General features: G+C 63.3%; 21 protein-coding genes. 7 read left to right on the forward strand and 14 right to left on the reverse strand.

What is annotated here, in order from left to right; all coding sequences use genetic code 11:
* Positions 1-70: 70 nt before the first annotated feature.
* The 8 genes from C8C89_RS20765 to C8C89_RS20800 all read right to left on the reverse strand — a co-directional run bounded on the left by C8C89_RS20765 (position 71) and on the right by C8C89_RS20800 (position 6516).
* Complete coding sequence (locus tag C8C89_RS20765; protein ID WP_101484470.1) at positions 71-1417, reverse strand: DUF3422 domain-containing protein; 1347 nt, start codon at positions 1415-1417, stop codon at positions 71-73.
* A gap of 122 nt (positions 1418-1539) precedes the next feature.
* Positions 1540-2748 carry a multidrug effflux MFS transporter gene (locus C8C89_RS20770; RefSeq protein WP_133992270.1) on the reverse strand — a complete coding sequence of 403 codons (1209 nt, stop codon included), beginning with the start codon at positions 2746-2748 and terminating at the stop codon, positions 1540-1542.
* Positions 2745-3422, reverse strand: coding sequence for a CerR family C-terminal domain-containing protein (locus tag C8C89_RS20775; RefSeq protein ID WP_133992272.1), 678 nt, complete (start codon positions 3420-3422; stop codon positions 2745-2747). The genes C8C89_RS20770 and C8C89_RS20775 overlap by 4 nt, the downstream gene beginning before the upstream one ends.
* A 123-nt stretch (positions 3423-3545) precedes the next feature.
* On the reverse strand, positions 3546-4022 hold the full coding sequence (locus C8C89_RS20780) for a copper chaperone PCu(A)C (protein WP_180338414.1): 477 nt from the start codon (positions 4020-4022) through the stop codon (positions 3546-3548).
* Positions 4023-4041: 19 nt separating this feature from the next.
* The gene (locus C8C89_RS20785; protein ID WP_101480747.1) at positions 4042-4638 is read right to left on the reverse strand and encodes an SCO family protein; all 597 of its coding nucleotides are present in this window, start codon (positions 4636-4638) and stop codon (positions 4042-4044) included.
* A gap of 83 nt (positions 4639-4721) precedes the next feature.
* Complete coding sequence (locus C8C89_RS20790) at positions 4722-5108, reverse strand: DUF2946 domain-containing protein (protein WP_243858158.1); 387 nt, start codon at positions 5106-5108, stop codon at positions 4722-4724.
* Positions 5109-5128: 20 nt separating this feature from the next.
* On the reverse strand, positions 5129-5752 hold the full coding sequence (locus tag C8C89_RS20795) for a hypothetical protein (protein ID WP_133992276.1): 624 nt from the start codon (positions 5750-5752) through the stop codon (positions 5129-5131).
* Positions 5753-5814: 62 nt separating this feature from the next.
* Entirely contained in the window at positions 5815-6516 is a 702-nt protein-coding gene (locus C8C89_RS20800; RefSeq protein WP_101480744.1) for a Crp/Fnr family transcriptional regulator, read from the reverse strand.
* A 126-nt stretch (positions 6517-6642) separates the two neighbouring features.
* On the opposite strand from C8C89_RS20800, the gene C8C89_RS20805 reads away from it, so the two are divergent.
* Positions 6643-8277 carry an acyl-CoA synthetase gene (locus C8C89_RS20805; protein ID WP_133992278.1) on the forward strand — a complete coding sequence of 545 codons (1635 nt, stop codon included), beginning with the start codon at positions 6643-6645 and terminating at the stop codon, positions 8275-8277.
* A gap of 10 nt (positions 8278-8287) precedes the next feature.
* Here C8C89_RS20805 and C8C89_RS20810 read toward each other — a convergent pair whose 3' ends face one another.
* From C8C89_RS20810 to C8C89_RS20820, 3 genes are all read right to left on the reverse strand, one after another.
* Positions 8288-9700, reverse strand: a complete 1413-nt coding sequence (locus tag C8C89_RS20810; RefSeq protein ID WP_133992281.1) for an MFS transporter — start codon at positions 9698-9700, stop codon at positions 8288-8290.
* 102 nt (positions 9701-9802) lie between these two features.
* A complete protein-coding gene (locus tag C8C89_RS20815) occupies positions 9803-10519 on the reverse strand; it encodes a ribonuclease (protein WP_133992283.1) in 717 nt (238 codons plus the stop codon).
* 197 nt (positions 10520-10716) lie between these two features.
* A complete protein-coding gene (locus C8C89_RS20820; protein ID WP_101480740.1) occupies positions 10717-11817 on the reverse strand; it encodes a branched-chain amino acid aminotransferase in 1101 nt (366 codons plus the stop codon).
* A 244-nt stretch (positions 11818-12061) separates the two neighbouring features.
* Between C8C89_RS20820 and C8C89_RS20825 the strand changes: the two genes are divergently transcribed.
* From C8C89_RS20825 to C8C89_RS20835, 4 genes are all read left to right on the forward strand, one after another.
* On the forward strand, positions 12062-14599 hold the full coding sequence (locus C8C89_RS20825; protein ID WP_133992285.1) for a sulfite reductase flavoprotein subunit alpha: 2538 nt from the start codon (positions 12062-12064) through the stop codon (positions 14597-14599).
* A 127-nt stretch (positions 14600-14726) separates the two neighbouring features.
* Positions 14727-14912, forward strand: a complete 186-nt coding sequence (locus C8C89_RS20830) for a hypothetical protein (protein WP_133992288.1) — start codon at positions 14727-14729, stop codon at positions 14910-14912.
* A gap of 151 nt (positions 14913-15063) precedes the next feature.
* On the forward strand, positions 15064-15219 hold the full coding sequence (locus tag C8C89_RS27075; protein WP_160309290.1) for a hypothetical protein: 156 nt from the start codon (positions 15064-15066) through the stop codon (positions 15217-15219).
* 249 nt (positions 15220-15468) lie between these two features.
* Positions 15469-15867 carry a hemerythrin family protein gene (locus C8C89_RS20835; protein WP_101480738.1) on the forward strand — a complete coding sequence of 133 codons (399 nt, stop codon included), beginning with the start codon at positions 15469-15471 and terminating at the stop codon, positions 15865-15867.
* 3 nt (positions 15868-15870) lie between these two features.
* Here C8C89_RS20835 and C8C89_RS20840 read toward each other — a convergent pair whose 3' ends face one another.
* Together C8C89_RS20840 and C8C89_RS20845 are read right to left on the reverse strand one after the other, a co-directional pair.
* On the reverse strand, positions 15871-16719 hold the full coding sequence (locus C8C89_RS20840; protein WP_133992290.1) for a hypothetical protein: 849 nt from the start codon (positions 16717-16719) through the stop codon (positions 15871-15873).
* A 9-nt stretch (positions 16720-16728) separates the two neighbouring features.
* The gene (locus tag C8C89_RS20845; protein ID WP_133992292.1) at positions 16729-16968 is read right to left on the reverse strand and encodes a hypothetical protein; all 240 of its coding nucleotides are present in this window, start codon (positions 16966-16968) and stop codon (positions 16729-16731) included.
* 72 nt (positions 16969-17040) lie between these two features.
* Between C8C89_RS20845 and C8C89_RS20850 the strand changes: the two genes are divergently transcribed.
* Complete coding sequence (locus C8C89_RS20850) at positions 17041-19275, forward strand: TonB-dependent siderophore receptor (RefSeq protein ID WP_133992294.1); 2235 nt, start codon at positions 17041-17043, stop codon at positions 19273-19275.
* Here the strand turns inward: C8C89_RS20850 and C8C89_RS20855 are convergent.
* A complete protein-coding gene (locus C8C89_RS20855; RefSeq protein ID WP_133992296.1) occupies positions 19272-20021 on the reverse strand; it encodes a nucleotidyltransferase domain-containing protein in 750 nt (249 codons plus the stop codon). The genes C8C89_RS20850 and C8C89_RS20855 overlap by 4 nt on opposite strands.
* A gap of 95 nt (positions 20022-20116) precedes the next feature.
* Here C8C89_RS20855 and C8C89_RS20860 point away from each other — a divergent pair, with 95 nt between their 5' ends.
* Positions 20117-20683 (forward strand): methylated-DNA--[protein]-cysteine S-methyltransferase, encoded by a 567-nt coding sequence (locus C8C89_RS20860; protein ID WP_101480734.1) that lies wholly within the window; start codon positions 20117-20119, stop codon positions 20681-20683.
* The last annotated feature ends 55 nt before the right edge of the window (positions 20684-20738 follow it).

Below are 20738 nucleotides of genomic sequence, written 5' to 3' on the forward strand. Positions count from 1 at the left end.
TTTCCTTTTCAGAACACCTGACGGTCGAATGCCGGAAGATAGCAAAAATGTTGCCCCCCTGTCGTCCCGCTCAGTGCGCGTGCAGCTTGTGGTGCATGCGCCGCAGCCCCAGCCAGACGCCGGCCGCCACGAAGGGCACCAGGGCGCCGACGAGGATTTCAGGGTTCACGGGCAAGCCCATCACCTTGGCCGCCTTGCCCGTGTAGCTGAACAGGCCGATTACGTAATACGAGATTGCCGCCACGGAGAGGCCTTCCACCGCTTGCTGCAGCTGCAGCTGCTGCGCCGCGCGGGCGTTCATCGATTGCAGGATTTGCCGGTTTTGCAATTCCTGCACGATGCCCACGCGCGTGCGCAGCAAATCATTCGTGTTGGCGATACGCTGCGCCATCGCTTCCTGTCGGCTGGCCATCGCTTCGCAGGTATTCATGGCGGGCGTCAAGCGGCGATCCATGAATTCCTCGACCGTGGGAATACCCTCGATGCGCACTTCGCGCAATTCCTCGATGCGCGCCTTGACCAGGCCCATGTAGGCTTTCGAGGCAGAAAAACGGTAGCTATTGTCAAGTGACAGCTTTTCAATGCGGGCCGCCAGGCGCGTGATGCGGTCAAGCAAGGCTTGCTCCGCAAGGCCCTCGTCGCCCTTGGCCAGGCCCGGCGCGTCATCGGTGTCTACCATGGCGGCGGCCAAGGTCGCCAGTTCGTTCTCGATGGCGTTCAAGGATGGCGCCGCCTGCATGGCGTAGGGCAAGCCCAGCAATGCCATCATGCGGTAGGTTTCGATTTCCAGCACGCGCTGCACCAAACGGCCCGACTGCTGCGAGCGCATGCCCGCATCGCGGATGACGAAACGGCTGAAGCCGTCAGACTGGATGGTGAAGTCCGTCCACAATTCGCCACCCTGCAACACCTTGCTGCCGGCCAGGGTATTGCCCTCGAATACGCGTGACAAATCCTGCATGAAAATCTCGGCGGGCTCCGTCGCCTGCTCCAGCACCACGTGCGCGGCCACCATCAGCTTGCCCTTCAAGCCCGCCAGCCATTGCTGCGGCAACTGTTCCAACGGCATGCGCTCGAACGCCTGCTCCAGCGGCAAGGCGGCGCCCCCATGTTCGGCGAAGGTAAACGTGGCAAATTCCGTGTGGCATTCCCATTTCAGGCGGAAACGGCCAAAGTCGTAATAAAAATACTTGGCTTCGGTGGTCGGGGGCGTGACGCCGAAATGCGTGCACAGGGCAGCCAAAGTGGCGTGCTGGGCCGCCATATTCGACGCGCCCGGTGCCGCGCTGTCATCCTTGTAGACGGCCAGATGGGTGATCAGCTCGGGGGCATCGAGCTGCAAAAACGGCCGCGAGTGGATTTCCGCAGCCAGCGGCACGCGCAAGGCGTGGTTCAAACTGGAGTTAATCAAGTGCATGATAGCCAAAGGTAAAGTTGCAAAACTGCTTAGACCCGCGCGCGTGCTTTGGCGCCCGCAGCACGGGTCTGATTGTCACAGTGTAACAAAGCAGGAAGCATGCCACTATTTTCCAAGGCCTATCATATTGTTTTAATAATGGCAGATGCGCCCTGCCCCGCCGCCTGGCGGCTGCCCAGCCACCAGAACACGGCGGCCAGCGCCACGGCCGAAGCCTGTCCCAGCGCCAGCTTGAAGGCACTGTCGAACAGCAAGGGTGCGACAAAACCGGACACCAGCGCAAACACCAGCATTTGCACGAAGTTTTGCAAGGAGGCGGCCAGGCCCCGCATCTGCGGGAAAATGTCGAGCGTGGACATGGTCATGCCCGGCAAGGCCAGCGACATGCCGAAGGCGTATAGCATCACCGGCACGACGGCAAAGGGGATGCTGGCGCTAAACCAGTGGTTGTAGCCTATGTTGATCGCCCCCGTGGCGGCCATGGCCAGCAAGCCCCAGCGCACCAGCACGGTGCTTTTCACAGCATGGGCCAGCTTGCCCGACAGCGCCGAGCCCAGCACCAAACCGGCCACCATGGGGATGAACATCCAGCCAAACGCCGTTTCCGGCAGGCGCAGCAATTCCAGGATGAAATGCGGCGCGGACGCGATGTACAGGGCGAAACCGCCGAAGGCGAAGGCCACGGCCAGCGAACGCAAGAGAAATGCCCGGTGGCGCAACGCCAGCCAGTAATTGCGCGCGATGTTGCCTGGATGGAAAGGCTGGCGTTGCTCGACGGATAAACTTTCCGGCAAGCCTTTCAGGCAAGCGAACGCCAGCAGCACCGTGACGGAAAAGGTGAACACGAACGTTGATTGCCAGCCATAGGCCACGTGCAGCCAGCCGCCGATGATGGGGGCGATGGCGGGCGCGATGCCGAACACCATCATGATATTGGCCAGCATCTTTTGCGCGGCCGCGCCCGACAGGGTGTCGCGCACGATGGCTTGCCCGACTACCCTGCCCGCTCCCGCCGAGGCGCCCTGCATGCCACGGAAGAACAGCAGCCAGCCAAAGCTGGGCGCAAACGCGGCGCCGATGGAGCCGACGGCAAAGATCAGCAGGGAAGCGAGGATCACGGGACGGCGGCCGAAGGAGTCGGACAAGGTGCCGTAGAACAAGGTCATGAAGGCATAGGCGGCCAGGTAGACGCTCAGGGTTTGCTGCACCAGCACGCTGCTGACGTCGAAATGCATGCCGATCGCGGGAAATGATGGCAAAAATGTATCGGTGGCGAACGGGCCCAGCATGGCCAGGCCGGCCAGCACCAGGGTCAGGTTGCGGGCCTTCATGCGCCCGCCTGCGCATCGTCACACTGGCGGCGCAAGCCAGCCAGGGCCGCCAGCGAGAATTGCGACACATGGCGCGCGATGCTGGCGATGCCCGCCTCGTCATACGTCATTTCCGGCACCACCAGTTCATGCACGATGCGCGAACGGGCATAGAACACGGCCTGGCCGATCACGCTGAACACGCATTTCTGCACCACGTCCGCCGGCATGGAAGGCCCCACCACGCCACGGATCAAACCCGTGAACAAGGCATGCTGCGGGCGCACATTACGTTCGGCCAGCTTGTGGATGGCGGCCGTCGGTTCGATCAGTTCGCGCGCCACCAGGCGGCTGAAGAGCGACGCCGACCCCGAGCGCAGCATATCGGACACCAACGCCTCGATGGCCAGGCGCAACTGTTCCACAGGCGGCAGCTGCGCCCTCGCGCTGGCGGCCGCCACGTCGGCGGCCGAGGCCCGCGCCAGCTCGCGCGCATGGTCGAAGGCGGCCAGGTGCAGCTCTTCCTTGCTATGAAAATAGTAATTGACCATCGCCACATTGACCCTCGCCGCCTCGCATATCCTGCGCACGGACGCGGCCTTGTAGCCCTCCTCGGCAAACAGGTCCGCCGCCGCCTGCAGGATACGCGCACGCGCCGGTTCGCCGACCTTATCGTTTTCCATCTGTTCCGTCATGCCATTCCCATTATTTAAACAGCTGTTTAATATTGCCCTCCATTGTATCAAACAGCCGTTTAACTTTCAAATGGACGCAAAAAAGCCCGGCGCACCGGGCTTTTCAAGCGCATTGCGGCAGAGTTAGTGTTTCATCGCGGGCATCGCGGGTGAAGTCGAGGTCGCACCCAGCGGACGTGCCACGGCATTGACTTCGATGGTTTCGCGGTGCTTGTCCTCGCCCTCAAGCACCAGGGTCAGCGGGATCTTGTCGCCCGCCTTTACTTGCCCTTTGAGTTCCAGCAGCATCACGTGGTAGCCGCCCGGCTTCAGTTCGACGGCTTTGCCGGCCGGCAAGGCGATTTCCTTGACCTGGCGCATGCGCATCATATTGTCCGTCATGCTCATTTCATGGATTTCCGCCACGCCGGCCACGGGCGAGCGCACTTCCAGCAATCGCATGGCTTTCGGTGCCGTGATCTGCATGAAGGCGCCCGTGGCTTTTTGCTGCGGCACGGTGGCGCGCACCCACGGGTCGGTAATCTGCACACTGTTTTGTGCGACGGCGGAGAAAGACAGCACGGTCAGGGCCGTGGCCAGCAGGGTTTTCAAATGGGTCATGATTATTTCCTCGGTGTTGTTATAAGGTGTATTTCGATTTCATCAGGGTCTTGATGTCTTGCACGCACTCGTCGCCCGTCAGCTGGTGTTTCAAGCCCAGGCGCATGCGCCCCTCGGTATCGAGCACATAGCTGATGGCCGTGTGGTCCATCGTGTACGAGCTGCCGCTGGGCACGCGGCGGTAAAAGACCTTGTAGTTGAAGGCCGTCTGCGCCGTTGCCTGCGGGTCCGTGCGCAAGCCCAGGAAGCTGGGATCGAAGGCGCGCATGTATTCGCCCAGCAACTCGGGCGTGTCGCGCTCGGGGTCGATGCTGATGAAGATCACTTGCAGTTTATCCCCATCGGCGCCCAGTTTCTGGCGGATTTCCAGCGCGCGCGACAGGGCAGTCGGGCACACGTCCGGGCATTGCGTGAAGCCAAAGAAGACCATCACATACTTGCCCTTGAAATCGGCCAGGGTGTAGACCTTGCCATCGGGGCCGCTCAATTTGAAGTCGGGCTTGTAATCGCCTCCCGTCAAGTCCAGACCGTTGTAATGGGGTTTCGGTGCTTGTTCGCAAGCGGCAAGCGTGAGCAGTCCCGCCGTGCCGGCGAGAAGGAAAAGACGACGTTTCATGGTAATTCCAGCCCAATGGGCATAGTGAATACAAATTAAGAGATAGATGCCCTGCCGCAGTGCGGCAGGCAGAACAGCGATGCTCAGGCCAGCGCGGGCGGGCCGCGCGGGCGGGCGCCCAGCCACGCAAACTGGGGCCGGGGCGCCTGGTAGAACAGGGGCGGATAGTGGTCGTGGCCCGTGATGACGGCCAGCGGCGATGATGACGGCGGCGGCAGGCCCACACTACCCGCATGGCTCATGCAGAACGGGCAGTGCTCGATGTGGTGCAAAACGGAATCGGTGGTGGATTTGACGGCTGGCGCCAGGTCCGCTTGCGTGTAGACGGCGCCACTGGCCGAGCAAATCTCGACGGCGGCATTGTTCGCGTTCGCGTGCAGCGAGGCAAACGCATATGACAGGGACGGCGACAGCGCATTGAGCAGTATCGCCAGGCAGGCGAACCACAGATGCCACTGTTTGCGCTTCAATAAAGATCCCATGCCTCCGATTATAGCGGAGTATGGCTTTCGCGTTGCGCAAGCGCGCCCACCTGTCCCCGCAGGAACAGGCTGGGGCGCACGCCCGCCACGTCCACGCAGGCGTCGCAAAACGCGGGGATCGAGGCGAAACCGGAACCGGCCGCCACTTGCGCCAGGTCGCGCTCGCCGCCTTCGCCACCGGCGCCCGCTTGGGCCGCCGTGTGCAGCGCGTGCGCCAGGCGCTGTTCGCGCACCAGGCTGAGCAAAGCCTCGCCCTCGGCAAACAGGCGCGCCCTGGCCTTGTGCGGCGTCACTTGCCACAGGGCCGCCAGACGCGCCGCCGTCCATTTGCCTTGCGGCGTATCAAAGATGTGCTGCGCCAGCGCCTGGCTCCAGCGCTTGCCGCCGCCGTGGCTGCCTTCCGGCGCGTCGCCTTCCAGCGCCAGGGTGAACACGGCCGGCTTGCCTCGCCCCGGCATCACGTCGCAGGCAAAGCGCAAGAAAGCGGGCACGACAAAGCTGTCGCCGCTGCCCAGTTTTTTGGTGGTGATTTCATTGTGCAAGGTTACAAAACCCTGGCGCACGGTCACGCGCAGCCTGAGCGGAAAGCGCAAGCCCAGCAAGTGCAAGGGATGATCGGAAACGAGGGCCATGCGTCAGGTCAATCTGGTGAACAAGCCATTAGCATGCCACACATCGCGCAAACAGTCTGTCATCACAGCGACGCCACGCCGTAGCGGCGCAAGCCGTCCAGGTCCACCACGCGGATGGATTGGTAGGCAATGCTGATCAGCTTCAATTCGGCAAGACGGCCCAGGGCCAGGTTCACCCTCTGGCGCGAAATGCCGGTCAGCAAACCGATTTCTTCCTGCGACAGCTCAAGCACGCTGGAGGTGCGCGGGTATAGCATGGGGTGGAACAGCTGCGCGATCGCTTGCGCCACTTGCGCGTCGACGGCCAGCAGGCGCTGGTTCTGGATGGTGGCGATGAATTGGCCCATGCGTTCGTTCAGCTGGCGGATGACGAAGGCATTGAACGACAAGCTTTCGGCCAGCAGAAGATGAAACAGCTCCACCGGCACCAGGATGATGTTCGCGGCGCGCACGGCCACCACGTCATAGCGGCGCAGTTCGCGCTTGAGCACGCTGCCCTCGCCGCACCAGCCGCCCGCCGGCACGCCGGAAAACGTGGCGCCGCGCCCATCGGCGTTGTAGACGGCCAGCTTGATCAAACCCGTGTGCACGCCTATCCAGTGCGCCGACGGTTCGCCGCGCCGCGTGATGAAGGCGCCCGCCTCGTAATGCCGGAGCACGCTGCCGGCGCGCAACAGAGCCTGATGCCGCGTATCGAGGGCCTTGAACCAGTCGTGGCTATCGAGTTCAGGCACCGCACGGTCTACACTATCGTTGCTATCCATTCCATCTTTCAGACCTGTCACTAAGATGACAGTGATTTCCAAGTGCCGGTGCTATGCTGCCGGTATCAATCCCGAAACAGGGAGCTACAGAATTCCAGTGCCAATATTATTTACCAGGAGACAAGCATGACACCTGATTTCAACACCGGCCTCGGCAAAAACAGCGCCAACTACGCCGCCCTCACCCCGCTCGACTATATCGCCAGGGCAGCCGCAGTATATGGCAATCGCCTGGCAATTGCACATGGCGCCGTGCGCCAGACCTGGCGCACAACGTATGCGCGCACGCGCCGCCTGGCCTCCGGCCTCATCAAGCTGGGCGTGGGCACGGGCGACACGGTGGCCGTGATGCTGCCGAACACGCCCGCCATGGTGGAAGCGAGCTTTGGCGTGCCCATGGCCGGCGCCGTCCTCAACGCACTGAATATCCGCCTCGACCTGGCCTCCTTGACCTTCATGCTGCGCCACGGCCAGGCGAAAGTCTTGCTGGCCGACACGGAGTTTGCCGAGCTGGCGCGCCAGATGGCGGCGCAGATCCCGGGTCTGCGCGTGATCCAGGTCAATGACGTGCTGGGACCGGAAGTGGAGGCTTTTTCCGACCTCGACTACGAAAGCTTGCTGGCCAGCGGCGACCCCGATTACGACTGGCAGCCGCCAGCAGATGAGTGGGATGCCATCGCCCTCAACTACACGTCCGGCACCACGGGCGACCCCAAAGGCGTGGTCTACCATCACCGGGGCGCGGCCCTGAATGCCCTGTCAAACATATTAGAGTGGGACATGCCCAAGCATGCCGTCTACCTGTGGACCTTGCCCATGTTCCACTGCAATGGCTGGTGCTTCCCGTGGACCATCGCCGCGCGCGCCGGCGTCAACGTGTGCCTGCGCAAGTTCGAGCCGAAACTGGTGTTCGACCTGATGCGCGAATTGCGCATCACCCACTATTGCGCGGCGCCCATCGTGCACGCAGCCCTGGCCAACGCGCCCGCCAACTGGCGCGAAGGAATCGACTGGTCAGTGCGCGGCATGGTGGCCGGCGCGCCGCCGCCAGCGGCCATGGTGGCAAAGATCGAAGCCATGGGCTTTGATCTGATCCACTCGTATGGCTTGACGGAAGTATATGGCCCGGCCGCCATCTGCGCCGAGCAGGACGAATGGGCGGCTTTGAGCCAGGAAGAGCGGGCGGTATTAAAGTCGCGCCAGGGCGTGCGCTACCATTTGCAAAGCGCGGTCGCCGTGATTGACCCGGAAACCATGCAGCACGTGGCGGCCGACGGCGAGCAGATCGGCGAGATCATGTTCCGAGGCAACATCTGCATGAAGGGTTACCTGAAGAATGAAAGGGCGACGCAGGAAGCATTCGCCGGTGGCTGGTTCCACACGGGCGATCTGGGCGTCATGTATCCGGACGGCTATATCAAGCTGAAGGACCGCAGCAAGGACATTATCATTTCCGGAGGCGAGAATATTTCCAGCGTGGAAGTGGAAGATGCGCTGTACCACCACCCGCAGGTGCTGGCCGCCGCAGTCATCGCCCAGCCGGACGAGAAATGGGGCGAGACGCCATGCGCCTTCGTCGAACTGCGCGAAGGCGGCACCGTGACGGAAGCGGAATTGATCGCCTTTTGCAAGAACAACCTGGCCGGTTTCAAGGTGCCGAAGGCCATTTATTTTGGCCCCCTGCCCCGCACCTCGACGGGCAAGATCCAGAAGTTCGAGTTGCGCAAGCGCATGCAGTCAGACAAGGCCATCGACGTCTGACCCAACCCCGTCAGTCGCGCCTGCCTTGCGGCCATGCCGGCTGCGCCACCACCAGGCGCGAAAAGCTGGCGATGCTGGCCACGGCGGCGAATCCTGCCGCCAGGCACAGCGCATAGGTCGTGCCCTTGGCGGCGGAAACAGTAAAACAATACGCGACCAGCGCCGCGCCCGTGGCCTGTCCGATCAGGCGCGACGTGGCTACCACGCCGCTGGCGCCGCCAGCCCGTTCGGGCGGCGCGCTGCCCATGATGGCTTTCAAATTGGGCGCCTGGAAAAAGCCGAAACCGATGCCGCACAAGGCCATGCGCCAGCCGATGTCAAAAGCGCTCGGATGGGCCGGTATCCACACCAATGTCAGCAAGCCGCCGGCCAGCGCAGCAAGGCCGATGCCGCCCAGCACGCCCGGTGAATAACGGTCGCTCAAACGCCCGGCCACGGGCGCCATCACGGCTACCAGCACGGCCCAAGGCGTCATCAAAAAACCCGTCTCGACGGGTGAGCGGCCCAGTGTCACTTCAAAATAGAATGGCAGCGAGACGAAGGCCAGTCCTTGCGCGGCAAACGTGCAGATGGCCGTCAGCGATGACAGCAGGAACAGGGGGCGGCGAAACAGGTCGATGGGCAACATGGGCGCCACGTGCCCCGCCTGGCGGCGCAGCAGCAAGACAAAGAACACGGCCACGGCCACCAGTTCCGGCAGCAGGACGGCGCTGGACGCGTGATGGGCAGCATCGCCAAACAGCAAAATGAGCAAGCCGAAGGCGCCCACGTTGTACAGCGCCGTACGCGCATCGAGCGTGTGCCCTGAGAGTTTTGTCGCCGGCAGCATGCGGCTGGCGAGGAAGAAGCCGATCACGCCCAACGGCACATTGATGGCGAACAGCCACGGCCACGACGCCGTCGCCAGGATCAGCGAGGCGGCCGTGGGCCCGATGGCGAACGCGACAGCCACCACCAGCGCATTGTTGCCGAACGCGCGGCCCAGCAAATGTTTAGGGTACAGGGCGCGCAGCAGCGCCGTATTGACGCTCATCATGGCGCTGGCGCCGACGCCTTGAAAAAACCTTGCTACCACCAGCGACGGCAAGGACCAGGCCAGTGCGCAAGCGAGCGATGCCAGGGTAAATAAAAACATGCCGGAGATAAACACGCGACGGTAGCCGGCGATCTCGCCCAGGGCGGAAAACGGCAGCAGGGTCGCCACCATGGCCAACTGGTACACATTCACGATCCAGACGGAAGCGGCCGGCGTCGTGTGCAGCTCGCTGGCGATGGCCGGCAAGGCGGTGTTGGCGATCGCCGTATCGAGCGAGGCCATGCCCACACCAATGGCCAGCGCCAGCATGGCCCATAACCGGGCATCGGGCGGCAAGCCGTCCTCGCCCACGAGGAAGGGCTGCGCCCCGTTTTTCTGCTTCATCATGTTGCCTGTTCGTCATGCCTAGCGTGCGCGGCAACTCGCCGCAGGCAAGACACTAGCATGGATGGATGGACTCTGCCGGGCAGGCCCGCCAATTCCCCTGCATCACTTCTGGCAGTCGATGACCTTGTACTCTTTCGAATAACAGATGCGCAACTCGCCCGAGTGCTTTTCATAGCCCAGCCAGCGGCCCTTCAGTTGCGGGTTGTGCTGCTTCATCCACTGGAACAGCTCATTCTTTGGCATGGTGCTGTCCGGCAATTTCAAGGCCTGGAACAATTCACGTTCTTTCTCGAAATATTCCTTGGCCGTAGCGAAATCGCAGGCGCCATGCTTCTCCCATTCGCCCTGCAGCAAGGCTTCACCGGGCTGCATGCACATGTAGGGCAAGATCTCGGACGGCGCCAGCTTCGGCAGATTGCCCTTGCAGTAACGCGGATGCAGCTCCGTCTTGCGCGGCGGCGTCACGGAAATATCCTCGCAGGTGGCCGGATTGGCCGACTGCGCCCACAAGCCATGCACGATCCAGCCGAAGTGGTTGCTCTCGGCGCACTGGAAGGCGGCTTTTTTCGACACTTCGCCTCGGCGGCGCTGGCTGTCGCAAAAACCGGGCGACCACGACAGCGCCAGGATGAAGGAATCAGTGGGCACGTTCGTGCTTTGCTTGTAGCAGGTGTTTTTCTCGTCCGACGGCTTGACGTCGTAATCGTAGTAGCTGACGTTGCGGGGAATGGCGCAGGTGGCGTCGGCCGCGTGGACGGCACCGGCCGACAGGCTGAGGAAAATGGCGGCCAGCGCGGGCAAGACAGAGCGAATTTTCATCGTATTTCCTTCAAGATGTAAAAACGCCGACAACAAAGTGCCGGCGGGGTCAAAACGAACAACATCAGTCACGACACCTGACAAAACCGTAGCGAGCGTCAGTGATTTGTGGCCGAGAAGCGCAACCGTACTCTAGTACGGTGAGCATCGCCGGCCGCAAAGCGCGACGCGCAGTAGGTTTGGTCAGGTGACATCTATTAGCAAACGGTGTGCATCCAGCCATGCGTATCAGGAGCCGTGCCATGCTGCAAGCCCAGCAGCGCTTCGCGCAGGGCCAGGGTGACGGCGCCGTTTTCATTGTTGTTGATGGTCATTTCAAAGCCGTTAGCCTTGGCCACGCCCACGGGCGTGATGACGGCGGCCGTGCCGCAGGCGAACACTTCCGTCATGCGGCCCGAGGCGATGTCGTCGCGCCATTGCTGGACGGACAATTTACGCTCTTCGGTGGCATAGCCGAGGTCTTTGGCCATTTCCAGCAGGCTGCGGCGGGTAATGCCTGGCAGCAAGGTGCCCGTCAGTTCCGGCGTCACGACGGTGATTTTCTCGCCATCCTTGTAGACGAAGAACAAATTCATGCCGCCCATTTCTTCGATGAATTCACGGTGCACGGCGTCCAGCCACACGACTTGGTCGCAGCCCTTCTCTTGTGCTTGCGACTGGGCCATCAGGCTGGCCGCGTAGTTGCCTGCACACTTGGCTTCACCGGTGCCGCCCGGCGCGGCGCGCACGAAGTCTTCGCTGATCCACACGGTGACAGGCTTCACGCCTTTCGGGAAATAGGCGCCGGCCGGCGAGGCGAACAGCACGAACAGGTATTCTTCCGATGGACGCACGCCCAGGTAAGGATCGGTGGCGATCATCAGCGGACGCATGTACAGGCTCTCGCCCGTGTTCTTCGGCACCCAGTTGCGATCCTGGGAAATGAGCGCGTCGCCCGCTTCCAGGAACAGCTCGACAGGGATGGCCGGCATGGCCAGGCGCGCGGCGCTACGGTTGAAACGCGCGGCATTTTGTTCTGGACGGAATGTCTTGATGCTGCCATCGGGCTGGGCAAACGCTTTATAGCCTTCGAAAATGGCCTGGCCATAGTGCAGGGACGAGGCGGACGGGTCCAGCATCAGCGGGCCGTAAGCCTTCAGTTCGCCCTGCTGCCACTTGCCATCACGGTAAGGAATTACCACCATGTGGTCCGTGAAGATGCGGCCGAAGGCGGGACTGACCATGCGCGCGGCGCGCTCGGCGTCGGACAAGGGGTGGGCGGATGGAGTGACGACGAGATTCGGTGTGGAAGTGGTCATGGCAGCAATGGTAACTAGTGAACAGTATCCCTATTGTAGCGCCTCTGGCGCCCGATCAGGCAAACGAGAATGGCCAGGAGGATGGCCAGACAGGGATGGGCAGGAGGATGGGCAAGACGACGGCCCCGCCCCGCGAAAATGCACACCATCATTTGCGAATGATTCTCGTTTGCGTTAATATGTCAGCCTTCCTTCTTCCCTGCCATGCCTGACGCCCCGCATGGCAGCGCTATCGAAAGCCGCCATGACGACCTCCGCCCTTCCACAACCCCAGCTGCGCGCCAGCGCTGACGCTGCTTCGGATACCCGCCAGCAGCGCCCGCTTGCCGCCGCGCCGCAACAAAGGCGCTGGCACTGGAGCTGGAAGCAGGTCTGGTTTCAACTGCACTGGTTCATCGGCATCACGGCCGGCACGGTGCTGGTGATCATCGGCCTGAGCGGGGCCACCCTGGCCTTCAAGGAGGAATTGCTCGATATCATGAATCCCGGCGTGCGCCATGTGGCCGTGGAAACCCGCGCGCCGCTGACGCCCGCCCAGCTGAGCAGCATTGCCGCAGCCGAACACGGCCAGCGCGTGGCGTCCATCACCGTGTATGCGCAGGCAGGCGCCGCGCCGCGCCTGTTCTTCATGCCGAAGAATGGCCAGCGGCGTGGCGAGTCCATCTATGTACATCCGTACACGGGCGCCACCCGGCCGGCGCTGGCGGGCGCGGGCTTTTTCGAGTGGACGGAGTCATTGCACCGCTGGCTGCTGCTGCCCCGCGATCCGGGCCGGCAAGTGGCGGGCGCGCTGGCGCTGTGCCTGCTCGGCCTGGCGCTGTCCGGCCTGTACCTGCGCTGGCCGCGCCGCCCGCTGGACTGGCGCACCTGGCTGACCGTCGACCCGGCCTTGAAAGGCCGCTCCTTCCTGTGGAACTTGCACGCCGTGGCCGGCACCTGGTGCCTGCTCGTCTACGTGGCACTGACCCTGACGGGCATTTACTGGAGCTATGACGTGGTGCGCGACAACATCGACGCCTGGGCAGGCAAGCCCCCACGGGTGGCGCAAGCACCAGGCAAGAAAGGCGCGCCCAAGGAGCAATCGCCCGCCGTCGACATCGGCCTGGCCTGGAGCAGTTTCCAGCAGCACGCCCCCGGCTGGACCCTGGCCACGGTGCGCCTGCCCACCCGTTCCGGAGAAGCCGTGCAATTCACGTGGCTGGCCAGCGATGCACCGCACGAGCGGGCGCGCAGCCGCATGAGTATTCTGCCGGCCGATGGCACGGTCACGGAAAACGACCCGTACAGCCAGCAGGCGCTGGGAGCGCGCCTCGTCAACATCATTTATCCGCTGCACATGGGCACGTATTTCGGCTTGCCGGGCCGCATCATCGTCACCGTGGCCAGCCTGGGCCTGCCCCTGTTCGCCATCACGGGCTGGATGCTGTACCTGGGCCGCCGCAAGGCAAAACGGGCTGTGCAGGCGCAGCGGGCCATGCTGGGCGCCGGCGCGACGGGCAAGAAAAATACTGGATTGGTCACCCTGGTGGCCTACGCCAGCCAGTCGGGCCAGGCCGAGCGCCTGGCGCTGGAAAGCGCGCGCGCCCTGCAGCAGGCGGGCGTGGCCGTCGATGTGCAATCGCTGGACCGCTTTGATCCCGCACAATTGCGCCAGTACGAACGGGCCCTGATCGTCGCCAGCACCTTTGGCGAAGGCGAGGCGCCGGACGGCACGCGCCGCTTCGCGCGCCTGTTGCAGCAAACATCGGGCACGCCGCTGGCTGGATTGCAAGTGGGTGTGCTGGCCCTGGGCGACCGCCATTACAGCGCCTTCTGCGGCTTTGGCCATGCGTTGGCGCAACAGTTGCAAACGCTGGGCGCAACGCCATTGTTCCCCCTGATCGAAGTCGACAAACACGACGCGAACGCGCTGGCCGACTGGTCGCAAGCGCTGGCCCGCTGCAGCGGCAGCGCCATCGACGCCATCGGCGTGCAGGAAGACGCGTCATATGACGAGTGGCGTTTGCTGCGCCGCGTGCTGCTCAACCCGGGCAGCCTGGGCGGCGAACTGCATGAAATCACCTTGACAGGCCCGGCCGAAGCCACCTGGGAAGCGGGTGCGCTGGCCGAAATCATCGGGTGCAACGCGGACGGCAGCGAGGGCGACGCACATTTTGCACAATATGCGCCGCGCAGCTATTCGCTCGCTTCGCTGCCATCGGACGGCGAACTGCAGTTGCTGGTGCGCCAGGAACGCCATGCGGGCATTGACAACCAGGGCTTTGGCCTCTGTTCCGGCTGGCTGACGCGCTTCGCGCCGCCGGGCGCCACCATCCGCCTGCGCCTGCAAGCCAATCCCGCCTTCGCGCCCGCCCTGGTCGACGTGCCCTGCATCTATATTGGCAACGGTTCCGGCCTGGCGGGCCTGCGGGCGCACCTGCGCGCACGCCGGCGGGCGGGGCTGGCACGCAACTGGCTGCTGTTCGGCGAGCGCCAGCAAGCTTTTGACAGCGTCTGCGGCGAAGAGTTGCAAGGCTGGCTCGACACTGGCCACCTGGCACGCCTGGACCGCGTCTTTTCGCGCGATGGCAAGGAAGGTGGCAAACGTGAATATGTGCAGGATCGCCTGCGCGCCTGCGCGGATGAACTGCGTGACTGGCTTGCGCAAGGCGCCATCGTCTACGTGTGCGGCAGCCTGCAAGGCATGGCGGCTGGCATCGATGCTGTACTGCAAGAAGTGCTGGGCCAGGAAGGTCTCGACGCCCTGCTGGCGGCCGGACGCTACCGCCGCGACGTGTATTGATCTGCCTCAGCACATTGCCGGCGCCGCCCGGCTATGTGGGCGGGCGCACAGTCAGCGCCAGCCATCGGATTAGAGTGGGGACATCGCGGCACAAGCGCCGCCCCACCCACTTTCTGCGAGACTAGCCATGAAGAACCCCTGGATGAGCATGTACCTGAGCGCCGCTAACCGCATCGCCAGCACGGCACGCGGCCATGCCACGGCCGCCGTCAAGCGTGAAGCGGCGAAAAATACGCAGCAGTTGACGCAGGTGTGGTTCGATTCCTTTCTTCCGCCAACAGACAAGCCGCGGCGCCGCCGCAAGGCAAAATAAGACCCTGGCAATAGGCGAACTGGTGCGGTGCATCACAGCAATAAGTTGAAATTACAATCAGATGAACTAAACTGCAAGCATGGTAGTACATAAGGAAGTGACCGGCAGGCGCCGCATCCCCGCGCCGCCACCGGGACACCGGGAGACGACCATGTTGACGCTTAAAGTGCTGGCCTGCCTTGCCCTGTCGGCCTTGATGCTCGCCCCCCTCGTGTTGAGGGATACCATGCAGTTGTCGGCCGGGCAGCAATTGCAGGTGCCGAATGTCGATGCGCAGGCCCTGTGGGCCCACTGGCCCAAGCACTAAGTAATACGCGGGCCTGAGAAAGCGCTGCTGACGGCGTTTTTCAGCGGCGCTCGCTAGTGGCATGCACGTTCCAAAAGCGCCTTGTAGCACGTGGGAATTTGTTCCCCACTTTTTGTTGAAATTGATCAGTAGCCCACACTTTCTCCACTTCGCCATACTTTTGATCCAGATCATGGATTTCCACCTTTGCTGCGCCCACACTGGAACAGTCCGCTCCACATCGCGACGGACTTAACCGGGAGCATCGGCATGGGTATATCGGGTTGGAAGGATGAGATGGCGCTGGGCGTTCCCGCCATTGACGAAGCGCATGAGGCGCTGTTTCAAGAACTTGCGCGGCTGGGGCAGTTGAGCGACCAGCATTTCAGCATGGCGTTTCGCGACCTGATTGCGGCCGTCGAACGCGATTTCCGCGAAGAGGAGGATTTGATGGAGCAAATCGCCTTTCCCTCGCTGGCCAACCACCGCGAACAGCATGCGCGCGTGCTCAGCGGATTGCACCATGCGTGGGCCGCCGTCGATGAAGGCGACCTGGAACAGGGGCGCCATGCGCTATCGCTCTTGCCGCAATGGCTGATCTTTCATCAGGCCACCATGGACCTGGCCCTGGCGGCGGCCCTGGAGCTGGTACAGCGCCAGCCGAACTAGACACTACAGCAGCAGCACCGTGGCTTGCTCGGGCAAGACCACGCGGTAGTGTCCCGGGTATTTGTCTTCGCCGTCGAAAATCTTGCAAAACACGGGCTGGTTGATGTCGTTGACGGCCGGCTCGTGCATGGGCAAGGTAGCGATCAGCTGTTCACCATCCATCAACTGCAAGGCGCTGCCCCGCTCGGCCGCGCAAAACGCCAGCGATTGCACATCGCTGGCGAACGGCCGCTTGTACCACGGCGTGATGGCCCGCACGGCGCGCCGCGCGTCGCGCAGGACTTGCCCCACGCGCGTGACATTCCACGCATCGCGCGCCACGGACGGCTGCAGCACGATATTTGCCGTCAGTTCGCCCCTGCCCTTGTTCACCAGGAACGTGCCATCCTGCGCGGCAATGTCCTCATTGAGCGGCACGACAAACACGCCGCCGTCGGACACCTTGATCGGCACAGGGGCGCCATTGCCTTGCAGGGCCACGCGCACATCGTCGATGGTGGCGCTCAGCTTGGCCGGAATCAGGCGCAGGGCCATGACCACACTGCCGCTCGACACTTGCCACACCTTCCTGGCCGTCAGATAACTCTCGCGGTACGCCGTGAAACGGATGCGCGGCGCCTTGGCGTCGCTGTTGGCCGTGATCGTCACCGTTTGCGAGGGCAAGGCGTCTTCTGCGGGCGCCGGCACCGTCGGCAGCGTCGGCGCAGCAGATGTGCCAGGCACGGCATCAATGGCGGGCGGCATGCTGGCGCTCTGCAGCGGCGCGGGAACAGCTGGCGGCGGCGCGTGCTCCTGGGCCTGGCCCAGCGACACGACACACAACCATCCGGCACAAGCGATCCATGTACGCATGCATTTCTTTCAATAAGGAAAATATTTTATCAGCCCCGCATTATCGCAGAAGGCCAGCCAATGCGCCGCTTCTGGCCTGCCTGCACTCTTTTGGTGCGTTCGCTTGATTATGTAGCAAATATCATCTATATTGATAATGATTCCTATTCGCAATGCGACGGAAATCGCGCGCCCTTCTTTTCCACTACCCGTTCGCGCCGGGCCTTGCGGTGGAACTGCTATCCAAGCCAGACCACGGGCCAGCGTCATGCCATCCCCCAGCTACTGCGCACTTCGCCAGACGAGATAGGAAAACACGACTAAAAATATGCCAGGAAAATAATGCAATCGACTACCGAACTCTCTACTTCGCGCCAGCCCGCCTTGCGCCCCCTGCCCCGTTTATTACACATCAGCCTGCTCAGTCTTGCCGCCGGCGTGGCCCTGCCGGCACAGGCCACCGACGCCGCTGCGACCGATGTGACCATGCCGGCCGTCACCGTCCTGGGCCAGTCGACGGCGACTACGGAAGGCACGCAATCGTACACGGCAGGCGAAGCGCGCAGCGCCACGCGCATGGACCTGTCCCTGCGCGAAACGCCGCAATCGGTCAGCATCATCACACGCCAGTTGCTCGACGACCTGGGCGCTGTGCGCCTGGACCAGGCACTGGCGCAGACGACGGGCATTCAGGTAGGCCAGAACGACACGGAGCGCACGACGTTTTATGCGCGCGGCTTCGGCATCAACAATCTCCAGATCGACGGCATGGCGCGCGGCGGCAATGCGCCGCTGCAAGACACCATCCTGTATGACCGCATCGAAGTCGTGCGCGGCGCCACCGGCCTGATGGGCGGCACGGGCGATCCGTCGGCCACCATCAACATGATACGCAAGCGGCCGACGAAGGAATTCCAGGCCAGCGCCGGACTCATCATGGGACGCTGGGATGACCAGCGCTTCGAGGCCGACCTGTCCACGCCGCTGAACGCCGAAGGCAGCGTGCGCGCACGCACGGCCCTGGCCTGGCAAAAACGCGATTCCTACCTGGATATGTATCACGAGCGCAAGACAGTCGGCATGCTCATCGTCGAGGCGGACTTGCGTCCCGGCACCCTGCTGACGGCCGGCGTCGACTTCCAGGACAACAAGCCGACAGGCGCCACCTGGGGTGCCGTGCCCTATTGGAATGCGGATGGCAGCCTGGCCAACTTGCCGCGCAACACCAGTTTCACGACGCCATGGAGCACCTGGGCCAACAAGCAGCATACGCTGTTCACGTCGCTGGACCAGCGCCTGCCCGGCAACTGGAATATGCACCTCGGTTATGCGCGCACGGAAAGCACGAACCGCACCACCGTCGCCTACGCGGGCGCGGGTTACCCCGACCCGGCCACCGGTGCAGGCATGCGCCTGTGGACGGGCGCCTGGGGCGCGGGCAAGAATACCAGCGACAATTTCGACGTCTACGCCAGCGGACCGTTCACCTTGCTGGGACGCAAGCATACGGCCATCGCCGGCTGGAACGGCGGCAACCAGCGCGCCCGCTCGCTGGGCGGCGAGGCGGAAATCAATTACCCGGCCTTTATCCCCGATTACCGCAGCTGGACGGGCAACATCCCCCGCCCCGTCTTCCACCCGGACGGCGCGCACACGGAAACCGTGACGCGCCTGGCGGGCGGCTATGTGGCCACGCGTTTGAGCCTGGCCGACCCGCTGCACGTGATCATCGGCGCGCGCAGCAGCACTTACCGCACGGATACGCGCAACTACAATACGCAAGGCGTGTACACGGGCAGCGGCGACTTTACGGAAACGCGCAATGAAGTCACGCCGTATGTGGGCGCCGTGTTCGATATCAACAAGCAATATTCGGCCTACGCCAGCTTCACGCAGCTGTTCAACCCGCAATCGAGCAAGGACCGCAACAACCAGTTCCTGGCGCCGGAAACGGGCGACAATGCGGAACTGGGCATCAAGGGCGAATTCTATGAAGGCAAGCTGAACGCGTCGGCCGCCGTGTTTCACACGAAGAAAAAGAATCTGGCGGAACTCGACCGCAGCGTGCCGCCAGGATTTTTGCTGCCCGACGGTGGCCAGGCCATGGTGGCCAATGGCGCCGGCATCACGGCCAAGGGCGTGGAATTCGACGTCTCCGGCCAGATCACGCCCGCCTGGGAAGCGAGCGGCGGCTACACCTATCTGCACGCGGCCGAGGCCGATGGCCGCCGCGCCGCCACCACGCAACCGCGCCATTTGCTGCGCCTGGCCACCAGCTTCCGCTTCGACGGCCGCCTGGCTGGCCTGAAAGCAGGCGCCAGCATGACGGCGCAAAGCGCCACCTACAGCGAATCGTGGTACGGCCGCCCGCCATCAGGAACCATCACCAACATCCCGCAAGCGGGCTATGCGCTGGTCAACGCCATGGCCAGCTACGCGCTCAACAGCCACGCCAGCGTGCAGCTGAACGTGAATAACTTGCTCGATAAAAAGTACTACCGCAACGTGGGCTTCTTCGACGGCGTGTTCTGGGGCGAGCCGCGCAACATCAGCCTGTCCGTGCGCACGGTATTCTAAGCACGCCAGTGGGCGGGTGCGGGCAAGGTAAATCCTTCCAGCAAGGGTCCGCCCACGGGCGCCAGCACGACGGCGCTCAGCTGCTCGAAGGCGCGCTGGCCGGCAGGCAAGTCGCTGGCAACCAGGCGCAGGGCACCATCGAGCTGGGCGGCGACATCGGCGTCGAATGCCTGCAGGCGGCGGAACAGGTGCTTGCCGCCGCCGCTCCATTCGCCGGCCGCGCGCAGGTGCAGGTCGGCCAGCGCTTGATACAGCTGGCAAGCCATGGCCAGCGCCTCGCCCGGGTGCCGACTGTCGACCAGGTCTTCCAGCCCGGTGGTGATGGCGTAGCGGCGCCGCTGCACATTGTCGAGCTGGAGCACGGGCGGCCCGGCCACGACGATGCCTTGCGCCAGCGCGTGAAGCCGGGCGTAGGCATCGCTGCCAGTGAGGATATTTTCCCCTTCCACCACCATCATCGCCAGCGGCACCGTGCCGCCCGGTGCATCCATTTCCTGGCAAAAGTACGTGAACGTGCCCTGGTCATGCCCGAACAGTTCCACCGTGCGTCCCTCGGCGACAAGGGTGTCGCGCCAGGCGCAATCGACGTGCTCGAACAGCAGCAGCAAGTCGATATCGGAAGTGGGCGTCTGCCGGCCCGTGGCGAACGAGCCGCCGATGATGGCCGCCACGGCCGTGGGGTAGTGTTCCTGCACCAGCCGCAAGGCAATCGCGCGGATGGCGTCATAAGTGGCAATGTTTGTCACAGCAAGTGCTCCGTGCCGAAAAACGCCATCCTACACGCAATACGCGGCATGCCGCCATCCTGCTACACTGGCGCCATCTGATCCAAGGAAGAAACATGGAATACGACTGCCTCGTGGTGCCCTCGCCCGTGGGCGAGCTGACCCTGGTGGCGCGCGGGGCGGCGCTGGCCGCCATCCTGTGGGAAAACGACACGCCGAACCGCGTGCGCCTGGGCCAGATGCGCGTCGATGACGGTTGCACCGTGCTGCAGGAAACGGCACGCCAGCTGCGCGCCTATTTTGCCGGCACGCTGCAATGCTTTGATGTGCCGCTCGATTTTTCCGGTACGCCATTCCAGCAAGAAGTCTGGCGCGCGCTGCTGACGATACCGTATGGCCAAACCCGCAGCTATGGCGAGATCGCGCGCCAGATCGGCCGCCCCGCCGCCGTGCGCGCCGTGGGCGCCGCCAACGGCAAGAACCCCATTTCCATCATCGCCCCCTGCCACCGCGTCATCGGCGCCACGGGCGAACTGACGGGTTTTGCGGGCGGCCTGCATGCCAAGGCAACCCTGTTGGCACTGGAAGGCATTTCCTTGTCCAGCGAGCGCGAAGCGCTGAAGACGGGCCACGCCAGGCGCCGCGCCGTGCATGTGGATACGGCACAAGGCTGTTTGTTTTAGGCGGCAATATCGCTCCCCGTGTGGGATACTCACGCCCTCCGCTCAAGTCTGCACA

The sequence above is a fragment of the Janthinobacterium sp. 75 genome (assembly GCF_004365495.1).
GTDB lineage: Bacteria > Pseudomonadota > Gammaproteobacteria > Burkholderiales > Burkholderiaceae_D > Janthinobacterium.